Below are 20,844 nucleotides of genomic sequence, written 5' to 3'. Positions count from 1 at the left end.
TATGGAAACCCGTCATCCTCCCGTTCGTTTCTCACAGCGCCTGATTAGCTGGGCTGTCTGCGGCTTAATGGTCTGGCAGCCGATGGCGCCCGCCATGGCGGCGGTGATGACGCCGACCGGCAACACCACTATGGACAAAGCCGGTAACGGGGTGCCCATCGTTAACATCGCCACGCCAAACGGGGCGGGTATTTCGCATAACCAGTTCAACCAGTACAACGTAGGCAAAGAGGGGCTGATCCTTAATAACGCCACCAATAGCCTGAATCAGACCCAGCTTGGTGGGCTAATCCAGAATAACCCGCATTTGCAGGCAGGACGTGAAGCGAAGGGGATCATCAACGAGGTGACGGGCGGCAGCCGGTCGCAACTTCAGGGCTATACCGAGGTGGCCGGGAAAGCGGCCAACGTTATGGTGGCGAACCCTTACGGCATCACCTGTAACGGCTGCGGATTTATCAATACGCCCAATGTGACCCTGACCACCGGCAAGCCACAGCTTGATGCCAACGGCAACCTGCTGGCGCTGGATGTGACGAAAGGGGCCATCACCATTGAGGGGCAGGGGCTGGATGCCAGCAAAAACGACGCCCTCTCTCTGATTGCACGCGCCACCGAGGTGAACGCCGCGATCCACGCCAACGATCTTACCGTGACCGTCGGGGCCAACCGCGTTGCTGCGGATGGGCGTGTCAAATCCCTTACCGGCGAGGGCGCAGCGCCGAAAATCGCCGTGGATACCGGCGCGCTGGGCGGTATGTATGCCAACCGCATCCGTCTGGTCTCCAGCGAGAAGGGGGTGGGTGTAAACCTGGGCAACCTGAATGCCCGCCAGGGCGATATTCAGCTCGACGCCAACGGCAAGCTGACGGTCAACAACAGCCTGGCCAGCGGGGCGATTACCGCGAAGGGTGCGGGCGTGACGCTCAACGGCAGCCATCAGGCGGGTGGGGCACTTGATGTGACCAGCTCGCAGGGAATGACGCTTAACAACAGTACCCTCGCCAGCGGCGGCGAGATGCGCCTCACCAGTGACGGAAAACTGCAGATCACTGGCGGCGGTACCGACAGCAAACGGGGCCTGACGATAAACAGCGGGCAGGATATGGTTCTGCAGGAGACCTCGCTGGTTGCCGCCAACAGCGCCACGCTGAACAGCCAGGGCAAGCTGACCCAGACCGGGGGCGGCGTCTCTGGCAAAGGCGGGGCATTAAGCGTGACGGGTAAAGCGGGAGTCGCCCTCTCGGATGCCACGCTGGTCGGGCAGGGAAATACCACTCTGGCCACCGACGGCGCGCTGTCGGTGAAAGGCAGTTCGCTGACCAGCAAAGGGGAAATGAACGTGCGCGGCGGGCAGGATATGACCCTGACCCACGCCACCGTCGGCAGCGATGCCCGCACCACCGTCACCAGCGGTGGCACGCTTACGGCCTCTGACAGTGCGATCGCCGCTGGCGGTGATTTGACCCTGAGCGGCGCAGGACTGACGCTGAACGGTCAAAGCCGAGCGGATGCCAGCGGCAATATTGCCCTGAGCGGGAATACGATGACGCATCAGGGCCAGGTGAACGCCGGGAAAGACATCACGATCACCGGCAAAAATGTAGCGAACAGCGGCCAGTTAGCGGCGAAAGGAAAATTCTCTGCGCAGACGGACTCCTTGACGAACAGCGGTACGCTACAGGGGAATGACGTCACGCTTCAGGGGCGCACGCTGACTAACAGCGGGGCAGTACAAAGCGGCGGCCAGCTAACCTTAAACGCAGATACCCTGAACCAGCACGGCACGCTAAGTGCCAAAGGCGATGCCAGCCTGGCGGTTAACGATGGGCTGACCAACACTGGCTCTACCCTTGCCGAAGGCACGCTAAACCTGAAAGCGGCCACGCTTACTCAACAGGGCACGCTGTCCGGGACGAAGGGGCTGACGGCAGAGACCGGGGTGCTCACCAGCGGGAAAGCGTCCCTCACCACCAGCCAGGGCGATATACAGCTCACCGCCCGCCAGCGTGCGGATCTAAATGGCCTGACAGATGCCGCAGGCAACCTTGATCTCAACGCTGCAACGCTGACCACGCAGCAACAGGCGCGGCTGCAAAGCGGCCAGCGACTGAGAGTGCAGGCAGACAGTGCGACGCTGAACGGCATTCAGGCCGCGAAGGGGTCGCTGGACCTCTCTGCCGACACTCTGGTTCACGGCGGCAAATCCACCGGGCAGACGCTGGATTTCCGCGCCGCGCAGGCACTCAGCAACAGCGGCGAGTTAACCGCCGATACGATAACACTTAGCGGACAACAGCTCTCCCAGAGCGGGATCGCGAAGGCGGACAGCCTGACCCTGACGGCCCCCGTGTGGATCGCCAACAGCGGTACGCTGGTGGCCAATACCCTGTCGTTAGAGAGCCGCGCCATCAGCAACGGCGGGCTGTTGCAGGGCAACACACGGTTTACCCTGCAGGCCGACACGCTCACCAACCTCGCCCAGGGCTCGCTTTACGGCGTGAATGACCTGACGTTGAACATCCCCACTTTTACTAACAGCGGTCTGATCACCTCCGACGGTACGCTGCGGCTGAAGGGAACCTCCCTGGTCAACCGGGGCGAGATCAACGGCGCCAGTCTGGAGAGCGATTACGCCAGCCTGAGCAACATCGGAGCAGGGCGACTGCTGGCCGACGACCAGCTGACCCTCAACGGGACGACGCTGACCAACGAAGGGAGTATTGCGGCGAATAATCTGCATCTTGCAGGGAACAGCCTGCAAAACAGAGGACTGCTGCAGGGCGATAACGGCATCACGCTGGAGGTCGCCGACACCACCAACAGCGGCACTCTGCAAAGTGGTGATGCGCTGAAACTGGACGGCAATACCCTGACCAACAGCGGCGAACTGAGCGCAACAACGCTCCTGCTCACCCTGACGCAGCAGGTCACTAACGACGCGACCGGGCGGGCGATTGCCCGGGACGGGTTAACTCTTACCACGGCGGCACTGACCAATGGCGGACTGCTGGCGGGCAAAAATACGCAGCTCAACAGCGAGGCCCTCACCAACAGCGGCACGTTACAGGGCACGGCGACGCTGACGGCGATCGGTAACCAGCTGAATAACCTGCAGGCCGGGAAAATGCTCGCAGGCGGCGGGCTGGATATGCAACAGGTTACGCTCAACAACGCCGGTTTGTTGCAGGGTAAAACGCTGAATCTGGCGACCGGGGAGTGGATTAACAGCGGTAATGCGCTCGGTGAAGCGGGCGTCACCGCGAAGGTAACAGGTCAGTTCACCAACCAGGGCAAGGTACTGAGCCAGCAAAACCAGGAGGTGGACGCTGCCAGTATCGACAACCGCGGACAGCTGATGGCCAAAGTGCTGGCCCTGCATGGCGATCTGCAAAACAGCGGCCTGCTGCAGGGGAGCAGCGATTTGCGCTGGCGCGGTAACGCCTTCACTAACCAGAGTCAGGGCCAGGTGACGGGCGGCGACACGCTGAGCCTGACCGGGAAAACCCTCACCAATCAGGGGCAAATGCAGGCGCAGCGTGCGACGCTAAGCGCCGATAACCTGACCAACAGCGGCGCGGTACAGACCCTGGATAACCTGACGCTCACCCTTACCGGTAAGGCAGAGAACCAGGGGGCATTACTCAGCCAGAATCTCTTTGACCTGACGGCGGCGCAGCTCTTCAACGACGGACAGCTGGCCGGAAAGGCGCTCTCTCTTCATGCTCCTGAGATCACCAACACCGGCATTATGCAGGGTAATGAGCGCCTGCAGCTCACCACCCGGACATTGCTGAATGACCAGCGCGGACAGCTGGTGAGCGGTAGCGGACTGGATCTGAACCTCGACAGGCTGGATAACGCCGGGCTGCTGCTGGTGGGCGATGACTTTACTCTGCAGGGTAACGCGCTGACCAACCGGGGCGATATTCAGGCTGAGAACCTGAACCTGCGCCTGACCAACATCTTTACTAATCAGGGCAACACCCTGGCCAGCAACGCGGCCACTCTCGCTGCGGCGAACCTGACCAACAGCGGTACCGTGGCGGGTAAAACCCTGGAACTGACGGCGACCGAGCTACGCAACAGCGGCCTGATGCAGGGCACTAACGCCATCGACGCCGCCGCTACGCGCTTTATTAACGAGACGACCGGGAAAGGGCTCTCCGGTGGGGCACTCACCCTGCAGGGCGGACAATTCAGCAACGCGGGGGTCCTGCAGGGCGATACGCTGGCAGTGAACGGCGGTGCGCTGACCAACAGCGGCACCCTGAATGGCCTGTCGGGGCTGACAGGCACCTTTACCGGCACGCTGACCAACACCGGGCTGATGCAGAGCGCGGGCGCCACGACGCTGACGGCGGATGCGTTGCTCAACCCTGGACGCATGATGGGCGGCACCCTGGCGCTCAGTGGCCGGGATCTGAATAACGGCGGGCTCTGGCAGGGGGCTAACGGCCTGACCCTCACCGGGGATACGCTCACCACCGGGGCGGCGTCACGCACTCTGACCAGCGGGCAATTAACCCTGGATGCGGGGAAACTGACCACCCAGGGCACACAGCAGGGGAACGGCATAGAGGTAAGCGCCGCGGAGTGGACGCACAGCGGGTCGCTACTAAGCAAGGGGACACTCACCGCGAACATCGGTGGAACCCTGACCTCCAGCGGATCGCTAATGAGCCAGGACAATACGACCCTCACGGCCCAGACGCTGGATAACCGTGGGCAGATCCTCAGCGAAGGCGACGTCACGCTCGGCGGCGGCGCGCTTAAAAATAGCGGCACGGTACAGGGTAAAACCCTCGCGCTTCAGCAGCGCAGCATTAATAACCAGGGCACCCTTACCGGCCTGCAAAGCCTGACGCTGCAGGCGCAGCAGCGGCTGATGGCACGTATGGCGATGGCTGCGCCGCAGCAGGAGCTGATCAACGGCGCGAACGGCAAGTTGCTCACTCAGGGTACGCTGAACATCACCTCCGGTGCGGTGAACAACGCCGGCAGCTGGCAGGCGCAAAACATCCTGCTAAACGCGCAGTCGCTTAACAACAGCGGCGCCGTGCAGAGCGCAGACGGGCTGCAACTGACGCTGGCGGATACACTCACCGCCACAACAGGCAGCAAGATCACCGCCCTGGGGGCGGCAACGCTGCAGGCCGCCTCGCTTACCAACCAGGGGCAGTGGGTTGCAAAAAACCTGACTCTGAAGGGCGGCTCGCTGAGTAACAGCGGGGCGGTGAGCGGGGTGAATGGTCTGACGCTGAGCCAGACGGGAGCGGTTAACCAGCTTGCCGGCGGCACCATGCTGACAGGCGGGGCGCTAAATCTCAATGCCGCCTCCGTCGCTAACGCAGGCAAAATCCAGGGGGCCACGCTCGGTATCACCACCGGCGCGTTGACTAACAGCGGGCGTCTGCAGGGGGATAACGGCGCGACCTTCACGCTGGGCGGCACGCTCACCAACAATGCAGGTGGGGAGATTGTCAGCCGTCAGGGGCTGACGGTGACGACCCCGACGCTTCTGAATGACGGGCTGATTCAGGGGGGCGGCGAGACCCTCCTGAAGGCCACCAGCCAGGCGCGTAACGACGGTAAACTACTCTCTGGCGCGCGCCTCACGCTGAATACGCCGCAGTACACCGGCAGTGGCTGGCTGCAGGCCACCGATCTGATCCTCAACGCCGCCAACGCCGCCAACGGCGGCGGCACCTGGATTGCCGACCGCGCCACGCTGACCGGCACCACCTTCACCAACCAGGGCACTACTCAGGCGGGCACCCTGGCGGTAAATTACGGCCAGCTTACGAATGGCGGGACGCTGCTCGGCAATTCTCAACTGAATATCGACGCGGATTCGTTGACGCAAAGCGCCAGCGGCAAGCTGTTCAGCGGCGGCGACCTGTGGCTGGAGAGTAAAGGGCTGGATCTGGTGGGGCAACTGGTGTCGCTGGGTAATCTGACCCTGAAGCTGACCAACGCCTTCACCAGTAAAACCGCCATTGCGGCGGGGAAAACCCTCGCCATCACCAGCAATGGGGGGATCGATAACCGCAGCGTACTGCAGGGCCAGGCCGTCAACCTGACGGCGGGCGGGCAGCTTAGCAATAACGGACAGATCACCACCGGCAGCGGTTCCAGCACGCTCTCTGGTAGCAGTGTGGCGCTGAATAGCACCGGATCGGTTCAGGGCGGCGGGGATATTACCGTTGCCAGCCGTGGCAATATGACGGTGGACGGTTTCACCGGCACGCGCGGCTCGCTCACCCTGAGCGCACCGGGCTCTATCATCAATACTGCCCTGCTGTACGCGGCCAATAACCTGGCGCTCTATGCCAATAGCATCACCAACCAGCGCGGCGACATCATGGCGGGCAATAACCTGTCGATGCAGAGAGATGCAGCCGGGAATGCCAGCGCCCAGATCGTGAATACGTCGGGGAATATTGAGACGCAGAACGGCGATATTACGATTCGTACAGCGCAACTGTTGAATCAGCGAGAGGGGTTACAATCCACTTCAGTAAAAGAGAACTTAAATCTGGAATATCCGTGGCTTGGTGATGCTATAGCAGATGTTCCTCTCTCCTATTTCGACCCTAAAGAATATGGCACTTATGCCATTGATAATGTTATTCATGCAGGCTCCTGTAGCAGCCATTGGTGCTTCGAATACCATATCATGCAGCAGGTATATGCTCCTAAGGAGAGAGGTCTTCAAAAAGCCCTGGCGGTCACTAAGGAAACCCTGACTGTCGACAGTCAGAGTGCTGCGTCACGTATTTCTTCCGGGCGGAATATAACTATTAATGCAAATGAGCTTAATAATACTGCAAGCAACATATTAGCGAATGGAAATATATCGCTTGCTGGAAATACACTTAATAACAATAGTTTCCAGGAAAGTACTAAAACTGATTATTTAATTTATGAGTATCAGGGCCCCATTGCAGGGACAGTTGTTACTGGCTCGGTCTCTAATTCCGGGGGCGGTGGCGGTTTACAGGACACGACTAAACCCCCTGTCAAAAAATCGATCTCACTGAAATTGGTCGGGCATGACATTAGGGAAGAAATTGGACAAATCTATCGCGCCGTCATCCAGGCCGGTGGCAATGTTACCGCCAACTTCGCCAATAACATCAGCAATACCAATACCACTGCCAACGCGGGCGGCGTCAGCAACGTTATCTCTACGCCTTCGCTGAACACCCTCAGCAACCAGACCATCGCCAGCGGAGCGCAAAAGCAAAATCTGACGAACACCGGCACCGTGGCGGTCGGCTCGCCCCAGTGGCAAGATCAGCTGCAGGGCGCCCTGCAACAGATTAACGGCGGCGGTGCGCTGGACAATAACAGTGCCGGCAGCACGCCTCTCAGCAACATCGGCACCACCCAAAAAGGTAACGCCAACCTGGGGCAGCTGGGTGCGCTGGCAGACGCGGGCGTAACCACTGCCGACCTCAATATCGCCAAAGGCAGCGCCAGTGGGCAGTACCAGGGCCAGCGCGTCGATACCAGCGCGTACCCGCTGCCGTCGGGTAACAACGGCTATTTCGTTATTTCAGATAATCCAAAAAGCCCCTATCTCATCAGCGTTAACCCCAAACTCAACGAGCTGGGGCAGCTAGATCCTGCTCTGTTTGCCAATCTGAACGCGATGTTAGGCAATAAGCCTGCCTCCAGCGCCCCGCAGGAGACCCGGGCGCTCTTTACCGATGAGAAGCAGTTCCTCGGCTCCTCTTACATGCTCGGCAGGCTGGATCTGAACCCGGACTACGATTACCGCTTCCTGGGCGATGCGGCCTTCGATACCCGGTACGTCTCAAATGCACTCCTGAACCAGACCGGTAACCGCTACCTGAACGGCATCGGCTCCGATCTGGATCAGATGCGCTACCTGATGGACAACGCCGCAGCGGCCCAGCAATCGCTGGGGCTGCAATTTGGCGTCTCGCTGACGGCGGAGCAGATTGCCGCCCTCGACCACAGTATTTTGTGGTGGGAAAAAGCCGTCATCAACGGCGAAACGGTGATGGTGCCGAAGCTCTACCTCTCACCGAAGGATGTCAGCGTCAATAACGGCAGCGTCATCGCCGGTAATAACGTCACCCTGAAGGGCGGCAACATCACCAACAGCGGCAGTACGCTGCTGGCGGGCAATAACCTGACGCTCGACAGCCAGAACAGCATCAGCAACCTCAACGACAGCCTGATAAAAGCCGGAGGCGATCTCAACCTGAGCGCCATTGGCGATATCAACAACATCAGCTCCACCATCAGCGGCAAAACGGTGGCGCTGGAGAGCACGGATGGCAGCATCAACAACCTGACGCTGGCCGAGCAGATCGATATCAACGCCAAAGGCAAATACAACAACGTCAGCATTAAAGACACCGTTCTGGGCAGCACAGCGTCAATTACGGCGCAGGATTCCTTGTCTCTGGAGGCGGGGAAAAACATCACCGTTACTGGCGCGAGCCTGGCAGCAGGCGGCGATATGCTGCTGAACGCGTGGGGCGATATCGCCGTGAATGCCAATCAGGTGAACGACGCGTACAGCTCAAATCGGGCAAATACCGCACGCTCATCCGTCTCTTATGCGGGTAGCAGCCTCAGTGCGGGCGGTAATCTGGTGGCCAACGCCGGGAACAACGTCGATATGACCGCCAGCGACCTGAAAGCGGGCGGCGGTCTGGGGCTGAGCGCAGGTCATGACCTTAATCTGAACGCAGGGCAGACCAGCGGAAGCAACCGCAGCGGCAAGAGTGAAACTCATAGCACCGGGCTCGATCGCACCACCCTGGCGGCGGGCGATAATCTGGTGTTGAAAGCCGGGCAGGATATCAACGCGCAGGCCGCAGCGCTGGCCGCCGGGAAGAGCGTCGGCCTGCAGGCGGGCCGCGACGTAAATCTAAACGCAGAGGCCACCACAGAGGGCGACAGCTACAAAGCCAGCAAGAAAACGGTCATTAACGAGTCGGTGCGTCAACAAGGTACCGAGATTGCCAGCGGCGGCGATACGGCGATTATTGCCGGACGTGACGTGACAGCCGAAGCCGCTCAGGTGACGGCGAAGGGCGATATTGCGGTGGCAGCGGGTCGCGATGTCGATCTTAATACTGCTACCGAGAGCGATTACTACTACAAAGAGCAGACCAAAACCAAAAGCGGGTTCCTCAGTAAAAAAACCACCCACACCATTGAGGAGAGCAGCGCAACGCGTGAAGCGGGCACGCTGCTCAGCGGAGACAACGTACAGGTGACGGCAGGTAACAACCTGCTGGTGCAGGGGTCGTCCGTGGTGGGCGACAGAGCGGTCGGCCTGACGGCGGGCAACAATGTCGACATCGTTGCCGCCACCAACAGCAATACCGACTGGCGCTTCAAAGAGACCAAAAAGAGCGGCCTGATGGGCACCGGCGGCATCGGCTTTACCATCGGCAGCAGTAAATCTACCCATGATCTGCGTGAAAGTGGCACTACCCAGAGCCAGAGTTTTAGCACCATAGGCTCCACGGGCGGAGATGTGAGCATCACGGCGGGTAATCAGCTGCATGTGGGCGGCGCGGATCTGGTGGCGGGCAAAGATATGTCGCTCACCGGCGATAGCGTGATGATCGAGCCGGGTCATGATAAACGCACCCGGGATGAGACCTTTGAACAAAAATCCAGTGGCCTGACGGTCGCGCTATCTGGCGTCGTTGGTAGCGCGATCAACAGCGCGGTGACCACGGCGCAGGAGGCAACCAAAGAGAGCGACGGTCGACTGGCCGCGCTTCAGGCAACGAAAGCTGCACTTTCCGGCGTACAGGCGGGGCAGGGTGCAGTGGTGGCCCAGCAGACGGGCGATCCTTCCAACGGATTTGGCGTCAGCCTTTCCCTGACCACGCAAAAATCCAAATCGCAGCAGCATGCCGAGAGCGACACGGTGGCGGGCAGTACGCTGAATGCCGGGGACGATCTGACAATCACTGCGACGGGGAAAGGCACCAGCGCCAACAGTGGTGACATTTTGATCGGCGGCAGTCAGATGAAGGCGGGAGGCGATACGACGCTGAATGCCGAAAACGACATCCTGCTGACGGGTGCGGCGAACACGCAAAAAACGACCGGTAAAAATAGCAGCAGCGGCGGTGGCGTAGGCGTCAGCATTGGCGCCGGTAGCGGGGGGGCGGGCATCAGCGTCTTTGCCAACGTGAATGCCGCTAAAGGTAATGAAAAAGGCAATGGCACCGCCTGGACCGAAACCACGATCGACAGCGGCGGCAAGGTCTCTATGACCAGCGGGCGCGACGCCATACTGAACGGCGCACAGGTCAACGGCGAGAAGATTGTGGCCGACATAGGCCGCGATCTCTGGCTGAGCAGTCAGCAGGATAGCAACGATTACAACTCGAAGCAGACCAGCGTGGCGGCGGGCGGCAGCTTTACCTTTGGCAGTATGACCGGCTCCGGCTACATCAGCGCCAGCCAGGACAAGATGAAAAGCACCTTCGACTCGGTGCAAGAGCAGACCGGACTGTTTGCTGGCGACGGCGGCTTTGACGTGACCGTAGGGCGGCATACCCAACTGGACGGCGCGGTGATCGCCTCGACGGCGACGGCGGATAAAAACAGTCTCGATACCGGCACGCTCGGCTTTAGCGATCTGCATAACGAAGCGGATTACAAAGTCAGCCATACGGGGGTGAGCCTGAGCGGCGGCGGCAGCTTTGGCGATACCTTTAAAGGCAATTTGCCTGGCGGCATGATCGCGGCGGCAGGCAGCAGCGGCCATGCGGAAGGTACCACCCAGGCGGCAGTGGCGGATGGCACCATTACCGTTCGTGATAAGGCTAACCAGCAGCAGGACCTGGCGAACCTGAGTCGGGATACGGTGAATGCTAACGACAGCATTAGCCCAATCTTCGATAAGGAGAAAGAGCAGAATCGCCTGAAAGCGGTGGGGCTGATCAGCGACATTGGCAGCCAGGCGGCAGATATCGCCCGCACTCAGGGTGACATCTACGCCCTCGAGGCTGCGAAGAAAAAGATGGCGCCGCTGAAGGCCAACGCCACGGAGAAAGAGCGCCAGGATTACGTTGCTGCCCTGCGTAATTCCCCGACATACCAGAAAGAGATGAAGAGTTTCGGTACCGGCAGCGAACTTCAGCGCGGTATTCAGGCCGCGACGGCGGCGCTGCAGGGGTTAGCGGGCGGTAACGTGGCCGGCGCGCTGGCCGGCGCATCGGCACCGGAACTGGCGCATCTTATCAAATCCACCGAAGAAGACCCGGCGGTGAACACCCTCGCACACGCCATTCTCGGCGGGGCGGTGGCGGCACTGCAGGGCAATAACGCAGCGGCGGGTGCGATGGGGGCGGCTGCGGGTGAGCTCGCGGCAAAAGCGATAATTGCGACGATGTATCCGGGTAAATCGGTCAATGACCTGAATGAATCAGAAATGCAGACCGTCAGTACCCTGGCATCGATATCCGCAGGCATGGCTGGTGGGCTGGTGGGAAACAGCACGGCCTCGGTGGGTGCGGGGGCACAGGCCGGGAAGAATGCGGTTGAGAATAACTCGCTGAGTCCTGAAAGCTTCGGAAAAGGCATGGCTGATATGGGGTTATCCCAGCAGTCGCTTGCTGTCAGTATGATCCAGAATGGCGCTACAGCAGATGAGTTAACAGAAGCGCTGATTAAAAACTCACAGGGTCAGATACCTGAAGGGCAGGATGCAGTTAAAGGTCTGTTAACCGCCTGGGGCGAGTTCTTTGGGGTTCCGGTCAGTGCGTTGACGGCTGATGGAGAAATGACGCCGCAACGGGCAGCGGAAATCCTGGCGAGTGGTGTGCCGACCAGTGAAGCAAAACTGATTCAGTATGTAGCAGCTAAAGCGTTTTTATCTGTTGCGAAAAGCTCCGATCTTGGATTATCACCTACAAACCAGAAATATGTGGATATCCTTTCGCCGGAAGCGAAACAGCATATTTTATATGGGGATAGCCCTACACAAGGTGGACATCTGTATCCCGGAAATCCAGGAAAAACAGTTTTCCCTCAAAGTTGGTCAGCAGACAAGGTTGTTCATACTGTGGGTGATATAGCTACTTCACCCGATACCAAATGGTTTGCCCAGACCGGAACGGGCGGGACGTATACAAATGCAGGGAGACCAGCAAGATGGGTTGCCTGGGAAGAGCGAGAGGGTGTTAGAGTTCGTGTGGTATACGAGCCAGCTAGTGGGAAAATAGTAACAGCGTTCCCGGATAATAATCCGGCTCCTCCAGCTTTAAAGGCAATTAAGAAATAGTGTGGGCGCGATGGATATTAATGACAAAATTAGATCATTAGGTGAAAGGTTAAAGGATCGGTTGGATCCTTCGCTAGTTGACTTTGCCCTAGATTATATTGGGTTCTCAGAGAACGTATTAGCATTCGAAACGCTATGTGATCACATCGCTGATCATGATGTTGTGATTAGCAAAGATGAATACACACAAGTGCTTAAAATAGCTAATGATCTTGGACTAGAAATAAATAGTAGATATACATATATCAATCCAGAGAAATAACATCCTGATAGCTATGACTAATCCCGGCCTCAGGCCGGGATCTTCTTCTTAACCATCAGCCCTTAACCGGCTCGATCACCAGTCGTCCCGGTTCCACGCTGACCGTAACCGCCCTGTCGGTGCTGAATCCCGCATCTGCCAGCCAGTTACCGTTCAGGCGCAGGCTGGGGCTGCGGGAATACCAGGTGGCCAGGAGGTTGTGGTGATAAAAATGCCGGATGCTGACATAACCGATCTTCATCCGCCGCTGCGCTTTGGAAAGGTTCTCTGTGACGTAGAATCGCGTCTAGCCATAATGACGACCTCTGACTAGTTGTTGTTGAGAATAATGCGCTCAGTGATATTGCGCAGGCACAGTCTGAAGGTAAGACGTAGGAGCAAAAAGCCGAAGAGCACGTAAAACCGAAAACGAACGCTATAAGCAGGAAAACTATGCCGGAATGAGTTCAAGAGCTGGAGACTATAATGATTCTGCTTCTGGTGCTCGTTCAAATATTGACACCTAAAAAGGACAGGCTCCAACGATCGATCGAATTGATGACGCTGGAAAAAACAGACCAGTTCGATTTGATGGTGTTGATGGTAATGTTGTGATTGTCAGAAAAATATCAGTTGTAACAACACCAAAAGCTAAAATTCAGCCGATAAGGCAGTCTGAGGCCTTGAAAAGTAATGGAATAACTGGACGTTGGGAAGTCCCAAATTAAGCTCAGGCTAATCGAGCTCAAAAAATGTTTGATGAATTAGGTATCAAAAATATAGAGGTGAAAATTGTCCATGAATAGTGATGCTCGCTTGGTGAAGATAATAGCTGACATGGCTATTTTTCTTGAGTTCTCTGATGAAGAGTCTTTAGATCCTGATATTGCAGTAGGAATGATGGAAAGTATTGCGGCTGAACTACAACTTTTAAGTCTTGATGATAAAATGAAAGTAGCAAATGCTTTTGACTTGATATCAAAAGAATATCAAGGAGATCATGCAATCTATATAAAAGAGCTTCCTGAATCACTTGGCTTGATATAGTTGTATGGTAATTGTTCCCGCCCATAGCTGGCGGGATTTTTTGCCCTGAATCCCTTTGCCAGCAGACAAAACAATCTCGTCAGGGCGCTGCCCTGATACCCACAAACTATCAGTCACATACAGACGCTTCCGGGCGTTGTATGGTAGGTTCTGCTGTACGTGGCTGATATGATGGTGCCGGCGCTACAATCGCAAATGTTCCTTCCAGTGATAAGTTGGCTGGAAGCCAGATGGAAGGGAGTAACCTCCTGGAGGTTCCACCTCAGATGAAACCAATTCCACAATCAGTTATTAATGCGGCTAAGCAAGCTGATGTCATTATCCGAGATACTAATGGGAAGGTTTACAAATAATGGACAAGGTTTTTTTTTGTAAAAAATGGTCCGTTGGTTATAAAGAATCAATGAATCCTCTGAGCGAGAATGAAGCCAAAAAAAAGCATTCTCGCGGGATGCCATATACTGCACTTATCGGTTCTGATGTAAAACCATCACATGTTATTCAGGTCACAAAAAATGCTGGCTGGATTAGTGTCGGTTTTTTAGATGAAGAACTAAGAGAATATCTTCTTTATAGCTTTAAAGTTCTGGATAATGAGCGACTTTTTCTTTCAATGGCTGTTCACCGAGAGTTTGCCGGGAGCGAAGGTGAAGGCGCTGGTTTTATGAATTTTTCTAATGGTACGACTTATCTTTTTAAAGAAGATGGTCATACCGTTATCAGAGAAGAACGTTTTAACCCACATCTTTTGGATGAAAGTGAAACAAAAGTGGATGTTTCCGGGAATTATGAAAATTTCCCTGTATTTGGAAATTACCAATCGATTATAAGAAAAGAACGATAGTTTGAATGTTAACCATCTCCACTACCTCGCGAGTGAGATAGCAATGATGTGGGAGAGGGCCTGAATCGCCACGGATAATTTAGACACTTCTGAGCCGTTGGTAATATAGGTTTTTATATTCAGCCGGTGGCATCTGCTCGCTCGAACCATGCCGACGCTTACTGTTATAAATCATTTCGATGTAATCAAAAATATCGCTTCTGGCTTCGTCCCTTGTTTCGTATATCTTTTTCTTAATCCGTTCGCGTTTCAGTAGCAGGAAAAAGCTTTCCGCAACCGCATTGTCGTCGCAGTTACCGCGACAACTTATGCTGCCCTCCAGATCATGTGATTTCAGGAACGACTGCCACTCATGGCTCGTGTACTGACAGCCCAGAACAGAGTGAACCAATACCTGTTTTTGAGAATTATGCTTCCATACCGCCATAAGTAATGCGTTCAGGACAATCTCTTTTGTCATGCGGGATTGCATTGACCAGCCGATAACCTTACGTGAGAACAGGTCAACAACCACGGCCAGATACCGCCAGCCTTCGTTATCCCTTATGTAGGTTATGTCCGTTACCCAACGCTCATCCGGAGCATCCGGATTGAACTGTCGCTGGAGCCTGTTGGGCGACACGATGCTGGCTGCGCCTTTACATGCCCGTGGGCTACAGTACCCAACCTGAGCTTTTATTCCGGCACGCTTCATCAGCCGCCAGACCCGGTTCACTCCGCACTGTTGCCCGGTATTACGCAGAACCAGATGGATCTTGCCATAACCATAGACGCAGCCAGACTCAAGCCAGAACTGTTTGTCTACTTGTTTATTTGCTGCCTGATATTTTTCTCTCTGGCCCTAATTGCCATTAAATTCATTATCCACCATGAGGTTGTGATTGAACGGGCAGATATTAAGCAGGTGGCTGTCGTAAGCGCGATTGCAGCAACCGCGGCAGCCTTCAGATCGTGGTTATTCGCCCTCCTCGATGAGCGGAAGAGGCGTAAAAAACCGCCTGAGTAACGGACCAGAAGGCAGCTATTTCGCTATTGAGAATAAGGTTCCTAACCCAGCCTCTCCATCCGCGTCTCGCCCTCCGCCATCGACAGCTGGTACAGCGAAAACGAACGGTGCTGCTCAATTAAGGTCGCCAGTTCTGGCGAGTGGCTGGTCAGCCAGATCTGCGAATAGCGGCTGGCTTCGGCGATCAGGCTTGCCAGCGCAGGCAGCATCTGCGGGTGCAGGCTATTTTCCGGTTCGTTGAGGGCGATAAACGCTGGCGGACGCGGGCTGAGCAGCGCCACCGCCAGGCAGAGAAAGCGTAGCGTACCATCAGAAAACTCAGCAGGCTCCAGCGGGCGACTTAGTCCCTCGCGCTGCATCATCATCCGAAAACGGCCGTCGCGGTTGTCGCTGTAAAACACGCAGCCGGGGAAGGCTTGATCGAGAATTCGCATCAGCAGCAGCTCGTCGCCAATCTCCACAATGGTCTGAAAGGCCGCCGCCAGGTTTGCGCCGTCGCTCGCCAGCACCGGGGAGCGGAACCCCACCTGCGGGGCGCGCATCGCCGAGCCAGAAGCCACCGAAAACTCATGATAAAAACGCCAGTTGCGTAGCGATTCACGCATCTGCGATACCTCAGGGTACAGATGCGGCTCCCCCAGTTGACCAAATACCGACTCATTCTCATACAGCGTGCCGCTGTGGGTCACTTTTTCGTGATGCACGTTGTTCAGGAACACAGTCTGGTTTTTACGCTGCATCAGCCGCGACGAGGGGCGGCGGTGCTGCTGGCTCAACCAGATAGTCTCCTCTTTTATCACCGGATCCAGCTGAAACTGCGACGGATACGGCAGTCTCTCAACAAACCCCACCTGCAGCTCGTATTCGTACGTTTCGGTCTCTACCGCCAGATTCATCCGCCGCAGCTGGTCGCTGCGCGTCTTACCGGCCCAGAACACTTTTAAAATCCCGCCCTCGTTCGCCAGCGCCTGAGAAAACTGCCCCTGCGCCGCGCTGTGCATCAGATGGATAGCTTTATAGATGTTTGATTTACCGGTGCCGTTTGGCCCGAAAACGATATTAAGCTGCTCCAGATCCAGCGACAGGCGGCGGATGGAGCGGTAGTTTTCGATATGCAGCGTCTTGATCATGAGCATTCCCGAAGCGGCGAAAAGGCCTGTATATATTGCCAGTATTCTTGCGCAAAATGCAAAAAAAAGACGACAGTGAGGGTGTCGTCTAAAGGGGTACAGTATGGGCCTCTGCGGGTCAACGGGGCCTTCGCTTCATTGATATTTAGCCAGTAGCAAGACGTAAACCTAAATGATTAGGGTAGGGATCAAAGTAGTTTTGCGTCAGCAGATAACTGTGTGGGTGTTCCGCAAGATAATGTTTCAACAGCGTCAGCGGGGCGAGGATCGGTAACAGACCGGCGCGGTAGTTAAGGATCACTTCGCGTAACTCGTCGCGCTGGCGGGCGTTAAGCTGATTACGGAAATAGCCCTGCACGTGCATCAGCACGTTAGTGTGATTCTTGCGCGAGGCGGGTTGCTTCAGGATCGCCATCAGCTTATCCCGGTAAACCTCGAAAAAGGCGTTCAGGTCGTCCCACTCATACAGCGAGGCGACAAAAGGCCCGATAGCGCGATATCCCGCCTGATGGTGGGACAACAGCTGCAGTTTATAGCGGCTGTGAAAATCCAGCAGGGCGCGGCGGCTCAGACCGTTTGCGCGCAGGGTATTCAGTTCATGCAGGGCAAAGACCCGCTCGACAAAGTTCTCGCGCAGTACGGGATCGTGCAGGCGACCGTCTTCCTCGACGGGCAGCCATGGATACTTCTCCATCAGGGCGGCGGTGAACAGCCCGGTGCCGGCTTTCGCCCCCCGGTTGCCTTGCTCATCGTATAACCGTACGCGTTCCATGCCGCAGCTTGGGGATTTGGCGCAGACGATAAACCCGGCAAAGTCGCTGATGCCCGGCAGGTAGCTGGCGGCAAAGCTCGCCATTTTCTCTGATACGTCTTCGGTGCTGTCCTTGCTAAAACGCATACGCGTTTCACCGTCGGTGGTCTGAACCAGCCTCAGCGCCGGGCGCGGTACCGGCAGGCCAATCGCCATTTCTGGGCAAACCGGTTTAAAGCTTACCCACTGGGCCAGCTCGTTCATCACAAAGCCCATGCGTTTATGACCGCCGTCGAAGCGCACGGCGGACCCGGTTAAACATCCGCTAATTCCGAGTACGGGTTTCGTATTCATGGTGTGCTACCTCCTAAGCCTTTCTTAAAACTTACACACCATGAATAATTTGTCCAAGTATTCGCAGAATTATTTTGTTATAACTTGCGATATCAGAAGGTTACGAAACCACTTTTTTGTAAGCGATCAGCTGCCTTTGTAGGTTGAATAGCCATACTGGCTAAGCAGCAGTGGGATGTGCAGTTTTTCGTTGGTGCGGGTAACGGTGAAGAGCACCGGGATCTCAGGGAAGAAGCTGTCGGCCTTCTGGCTTTTGAAATAGTCGCCCGTTTTGAAGACGACGCGATAAACGCCCGGCTCCATCTCCTTGTCCTGCGGATAGAGTGATTTGATGCGGCCATCCTGGTCCGTTTTACCGCTGGCAAGCTGAGCCCAGTTACCCTGCTGCTCTTTTTCCAGGGTAACGGTCACGTCAGACGAGGGGACACCTGTCTGCTGATTAAGAATATGCACGCTAAGCGTACCGACCGGGGCGCTAAAGGCGGCAGGGGCGAAAGCGAGGGAGGACAACATCAGCAGTGCGGCACTTTTTTTCATCATGAATTCCTGTGTTTTGATAAGTAACAGGAAAACGTTAGCACTCTGGCGAAAAGAAAATATTCAACTTTTCGTGATAACTGACGCTAGAGGATGACCACCTCAAGCGCGACCGCCTGCTGCCACTGCTCTATCTGTTTTTTTCGGGCGGCGCTCAGTTTGCCGCTGGCGATCAGCAGCCATTTGCGCTCCGGGAATATCTCGGGTGCCAGGGCGGCTGGCGGGATGGGCAGCACATCGATACGGTGACCCTGCCCGGTGCGTTTTAAGGCTTCGAGCCAAATTTCACAGGGATCGCTCAGGTGCCAGCCGGTGATTAAATAGTTATCGCCAGGGGCTTTTTTATCCCCTTCAAGGCAGAACGAGGTGTAGGCAATGATAATGCCGTCGAGGATCTCACGCAGGGTCATCATCGCCGGCACGCGCGCCGAGACCTGGCTGCGCAGCGGACGCAATACTTCGGTGACCAGCTCTGGTCTGGGGTATTCCCGGCCGGCGTTGTACACCAGCTGGCGCAGGGCATCGATTTTGCCCTCTTTCAGACGCTGCAGCATGTTCTCCTGGAGCGTCTGCCAGTTGTTGGTACGCCGCGCGGTAGGGCGCTCGAGCAGGGGTTTAACCTGGCCAATCGGCACCCCTTTTTTTACCCAGTCGAGGATTTTAAGCGCTTGCTGAACATCCTCTTCGCTGTACTGACGGTGGCCGCCATCGGTACGCAGCGGTTTAAGCAAACCGTAGCGGCGCTGCCACGCGCGCAGCGTGGTGGCTGTAATGCCACAAAGTTTGGCGAATTCGCCAATGGAGTAAGCCATGCGCCTGTCCGGTGAGAAAGAATAATCTCAATATACTACGAATATTTGCATCCGGAATGAAGCAGTCGACCTCTGCACTACACTTACATCACGCAAACGAAAGGAGCTCACATGAAATTATGGCCAGTTGTGACCGGTGTGGCGATCGCGCTGACGCTGGTAGCGTGCAAAACGCCTACCCCGCCGAAAGGGGTGCAGCCCATTACCCATTTTGATGCCTCGCGCTATCTCGGCAAATGGTATGAAATCGCCCGCCTGGAAAACCGCTTCGAACGCGGACTGGAGCAGGTGACTGCCACCTACGGCCAGCGCAGCGACGGCGGTATTAGCGTGCTGAACCGGGGTTACGATCCACGTAAACAAAAATGGAACGAAAGCGAAGGCAAAGCGTACTTTACCGGTGCGCCGACCACCGCCGCCCTGAAGGTGTCATTCTTTGGGCCTTTCTACGGCGGGTATAACGTGATTGCCCTGGATGATGAGTATAAATATGCGCTGGTAAGCGGCCCGAACCGTGATTACCTGTGGATCCTGGCGCGTACGCCAACCATCCCGGATAAGGTGAAAGACGATTACGTGCGCATCGCCCGTAGCCTCGGCTTCCGCATCGATCAACTGGTCTGGGTGAAACACTAACCCAGGCGGGAATTCGTGCTTTCTTCGTAGGGTAATGCTGCCAGGCATGAATACACTTCCGTTATCGGCCAAACGGGAGACAACGACATGACCTGGCAAGCCTATCGCGGTAAAGCACCTGCAAACATGACCATTTACAGCGCCTCGTTTCCTGATGTTAGTGATAAATGGCCGATGAAAGACGAAACGACCCGGGAAATTAACGCCATCGATCGGGCGCTGAAGGCCGACCCGTCCCTGCAGCCGCCGCTGATTGAGCAGGGAGACCGCGGTGAGTTAACGCTGATCGCCCAACATGCCTGGTCGCAGGAGGCATTCCGTCATCGCCCGGCGCTGGCGGCCTGGCGCGTGCGGTTGGTGCCCTCGGCGCTGGCGTTGTTTGCGGTGCAAAACCCTCTGGAGGATAAACTGCCGGAAGGGACGGTGATGGACAGCGCCAGCCGCCAGTGGTTTATCCACGCCAACGATGCCATTGGCGTGCGTTCCCGCGCCCGGGTGCTGGCGACGCTGGTGGACAAATACATCCATAACGATATCGAGAGCGACTGGGTAAGCCTGGCCAGCGGCGCGGCCATCCCGGTGCTGGAGGCGCTGTGTGCCGCGAAGCTCGATGGACAGAAGGTGCATCTTTCGCTGGTTGATGACGACCCCGTCGCCCTGCGCTGGGCCGAGACCATGGCGGCTCAGCAGGGGCTGGTCGTGGGAGAGCAGATCACCCTGCTGCGCCGGAATCTGGTGTATCACCTGATTCGTAACGACGATCTGGTGCTGGAGCTGGGGGAGCAGCAGGCCGAGCTGGTGGATGCCCTGGGCATCTTCGAATACTTTAACCATGACGATGCCGTGACCTTTCTAAAACGCGCTCTGCGGCTGGTGAAGCCCGGCGGAGCGGTGATCCTGTCAAACATGCTGGATACCAGCCCACAGATCGATTTTGCCCTGCGCTGCATTGGCTGGCAGCACCTCTTCCCACGTTCCTTAGACGAGCTGCAGGAGATCCATCTCGCTGCCGGCGTGCCGGTAGAAAATGTCACCGTGGTCGTGCCTGAAGATGGGGTCTATGCCGTGATGGAGGTGCGGGTGCCCTGAGCTGCGCGCAGATAATCGCTGTTTCGTTGCCTAAAACTCCCTTTGCACTGACACGGACTGTCAGCGGCCTGTCTTACTCTTCTCGCTATCGTTACCACCAAA

The 20,844-nt window shown here is 56.6% G+C and carries 11 protein-coding genes and 1 pseudogene; 6 read left to right on the top strand and 6 right to left on the bottom strand.

Going from position 1 to position 20,844, the window contains the following annotated elements; all coding sequences use genetic code 11:
- Position 1 precedes the first annotated feature (1 nt).
- Together B3B59_RS00675 and B3B59_RS00670 are read left to right on the top strand one after the other, a co-directional pair.
- On the top strand, positions 2 to 12,295 hold the full coding sequence (locus tag B3B59_RS00675; RefSeq protein ID WP_286807895.1) for a hemagglutinin repeat-containing protein: 12,294 nt from the start codon (positions 2 to 4) through the stop codon (positions 12,293 to 12,295).
- 10 nt (positions 12,296 to 12,305) lie between these two features.
- Positions 12,306 to 12,557 carry a MafI family immunity protein gene (locus tag B3B59_RS00670; RefSeq protein ID WP_207292709.1) on the top strand — a complete coding sequence of 84 codons (252 nt, stop codon included), beginning with the start codon at positions 12,306 to 12,308 and terminating at the stop codon, positions 12,555 to 12,557.
- Between the two features lie 55 nt (positions 12,558 to 12,612).
- On the opposite strand, the gene B3B59_RS00665 is transcribed toward B3B59_RS00670, so the two are convergent.
- Positions 12,613 to 12,798, bottom strand: a complete 186-nt coding sequence (locus tag B3B59_RS00665) for a SymE family type I addiction module toxin (RefSeq protein WP_286807894.1) — start codon at positions 12,796 to 12,798, stop codon at positions 12,613 to 12,615.
- Positions 12,799 to 13,334: 536 nt separating this feature from the next.
- On the opposite strand from B3B59_RS00665, the gene B3B59_RS00660 reads away from it, so the two are divergent.
- Both B3B59_RS00660 and B3B59_RS00655 read left to right on the top strand, forming a co-directional pair.
- Positions 13,335 to 13,583 (top strand): hypothetical protein, encoded by a 249-nt coding sequence (locus tag B3B59_RS00660; protein WP_212478194.1) that lies wholly within the window; start codon positions 13,335 to 13,337, stop codon positions 13,581 to 13,583.
- Positions 13,584 to 13,935: 352 nt separating this feature from the next.
- On the top strand, positions 13,936 to 14,427 hold the full coding sequence (locus B3B59_RS00655; protein ID WP_233803375.1) for a hypothetical protein: 492 nt from the start codon (positions 13,936 to 13,938) through the stop codon (positions 14,425 to 14,427).
- Positions 14,428 to 14,506: 79 nt separating this feature from the next.
- On the opposite strand, the pseudogene B3B59_RS00650 reads toward B3B59_RS00655, so the two are convergent.
- The 5 genes and pseudogenes from B3B59_RS00650 to B3B59_RS00630 all read right to left on the bottom strand — a co-directional run.
- A pseudogene (locus B3B59_RS00650) lies at positions 14,507 to 15,226 on the bottom strand (IS3 family transposase); the annotation flags it as partial.
- A gap of 248 nt (positions 15,227 to 15,474) precedes the next feature.
- The gene (locus tag B3B59_RS00645; protein WP_286807893.1) at positions 15,475 to 16,563 is read right to left on the bottom strand and encodes an AAA family ATPase; all 1,089 of its coding nucleotides are present in this window, start codon (positions 16,561 to 16,563) and stop codon (positions 15,475 to 15,477) included.
- Between the two features lie 145 nt (positions 16,564 to 16,708).
- Positions 16,709 to 17,668 carry a YbgA family protein gene (locus tag B3B59_RS00640; protein WP_207292712.1) on the bottom strand — a complete coding sequence of 320 codons (960 nt, stop codon included), beginning with the start codon at positions 17,666 to 17,668 and terminating at the stop codon, positions 16,709 to 16,711.
- A 126-nt stretch (positions 17,669 to 17,794) separates the two neighbouring features.
- Positions 17,795 to 18,205, bottom strand: coding sequence for a hydroxyisourate hydrolase (gene uraH, locus B3B59_RS00635; protein ID WP_040077801.1), 411 nt, complete (start codon positions 18,203 to 18,205; stop codon positions 17,795 to 17,797).
- Between the two features lie 86 nt (positions 18,206 to 18,291).
- On the bottom strand, positions 18,292 to 19,017 hold the full coding sequence (locus tag B3B59_RS00630) for a MerR family transcriptional regulator (RefSeq protein WP_040077802.1): 726 nt from the start codon (positions 19,015 to 19,017) through the stop codon (positions 18,292 to 18,294).
- A gap of 111 nt (positions 19,018 to 19,128) precedes the next feature.
- Here B3B59_RS00630 and B3B59_RS00625 point away from each other — a divergent pair, with 111 nt between their 5' ends.
- Together B3B59_RS00625 and B3B59_RS00620 are read left to right on the top strand one after the other, a co-directional pair.
- Positions 19,129 to 19,653, top strand: coding sequence for a lipocalin family protein (locus tag B3B59_RS00625; RefSeq protein WP_286807892.1), 525 nt, complete (start codon positions 19,129 to 19,131; stop codon positions 19,651 to 19,653).
- Between the two features lie 87 nt (positions 19,654 to 19,740).
- On the top strand, positions 19,741 to 20,742 hold the full coding sequence (locus B3B59_RS00620; protein WP_286807891.1) for a class I SAM-dependent methyltransferase: 1,002 nt from the start codon (positions 19,741 to 19,743) through the stop codon (positions 20,740 to 20,742).
- Positions 20,743 to 20,844 lie beyond the last annotated feature (102 nt).

Origin of the sequence: Leclercia sp. UBA2479 (assembly GCF_002341985.1) — a bacterium.
Lineage (GTDB): Bacteria > Pseudomonadota > Gammaproteobacteria > Enterobacterales > Enterobacteriaceae > Enterobacter > Enterobacter pneumoniae.
The sequence above is the reverse complement of the archived record's forward strand: the minus strand, read 5'-3'. Positions and strand labels throughout refer to the sequence as shown.

Excerpts from the sequence above, each read along its gene's own strand:
- B3B59_RS00675 (WP_286807895.1), top strand. The coding sequence starts at position 2 with ATGGAAACCCGTCATCCTCCCGTTCGTTTCTCACAGCGCCTGATTAGC.
- B3B59_RS00670 (WP_207292709.1), top strand. The coding sequence starts at position 12,306 with ATGGATATTAATGACAAAATTAGATCATTAGGTGAAAGGTTAAAGGAT.
- B3B59_RS00665 (WP_286807894.1), bottom strand. The coding sequence starts at position 12,798 with ATGAAGATCGGTTATGTCAGCATCCGGCATTTTTATCACCACAACCTC.
- B3B59_RS00660 (WP_212478194.1), top strand. The coding sequence starts at position 13,335 with ATGAATAGTGATGCTCGCTTGGTGAAGATAATAGCTGACATGGCTATT.
- B3B59_RS00655 (WP_233803375.1), top strand. The coding sequence starts at position 13,936 with ATGGACAAGGTTTTTTTTTGTAAAAAATGGTCCGTTGGTTATAAAGAA.
- B3B59_RS00645 (WP_286807893.1), bottom strand. The coding sequence starts at position 16,563 with ATGATCAAGACGCTGCATATCGAAAACTACCGCTCCATCCGCCGCCTG.
- B3B59_RS00640 (WP_207292712.1), bottom strand. The coding sequence starts at position 17,668 with ATGAATACGAAACCCGTACTCGGAATTAGCGGATGTTTAACCGGGTCC.
- uraH (WP_040077801.1), bottom strand. The coding sequence starts at position 18,205 with ATGAAAAAAAGTGCCGCACTGCTGATGTTGTCCTCCCTCGCTTTCGCC.
- B3B59_RS00630 (WP_040077802.1), bottom strand. The coding sequence starts at position 19,017 with ATGGCTTACTCCATTGGCGAATTCGCCAAACTTTGTGGCATTACAGCC.
- B3B59_RS00625 (WP_286807892.1), top strand. The coding sequence starts at position 19,129 with ATGAAATTATGGCCAGTTGTGACCGGTGTGGCGATCGCGCTGACGCTG.
- B3B59_RS00620 (WP_286807891.1), top strand. The coding sequence starts at position 19,741 with ATGACCTGGCAAGCCTATCGCGGTAAAGCACCTGCAAACATGACCATT.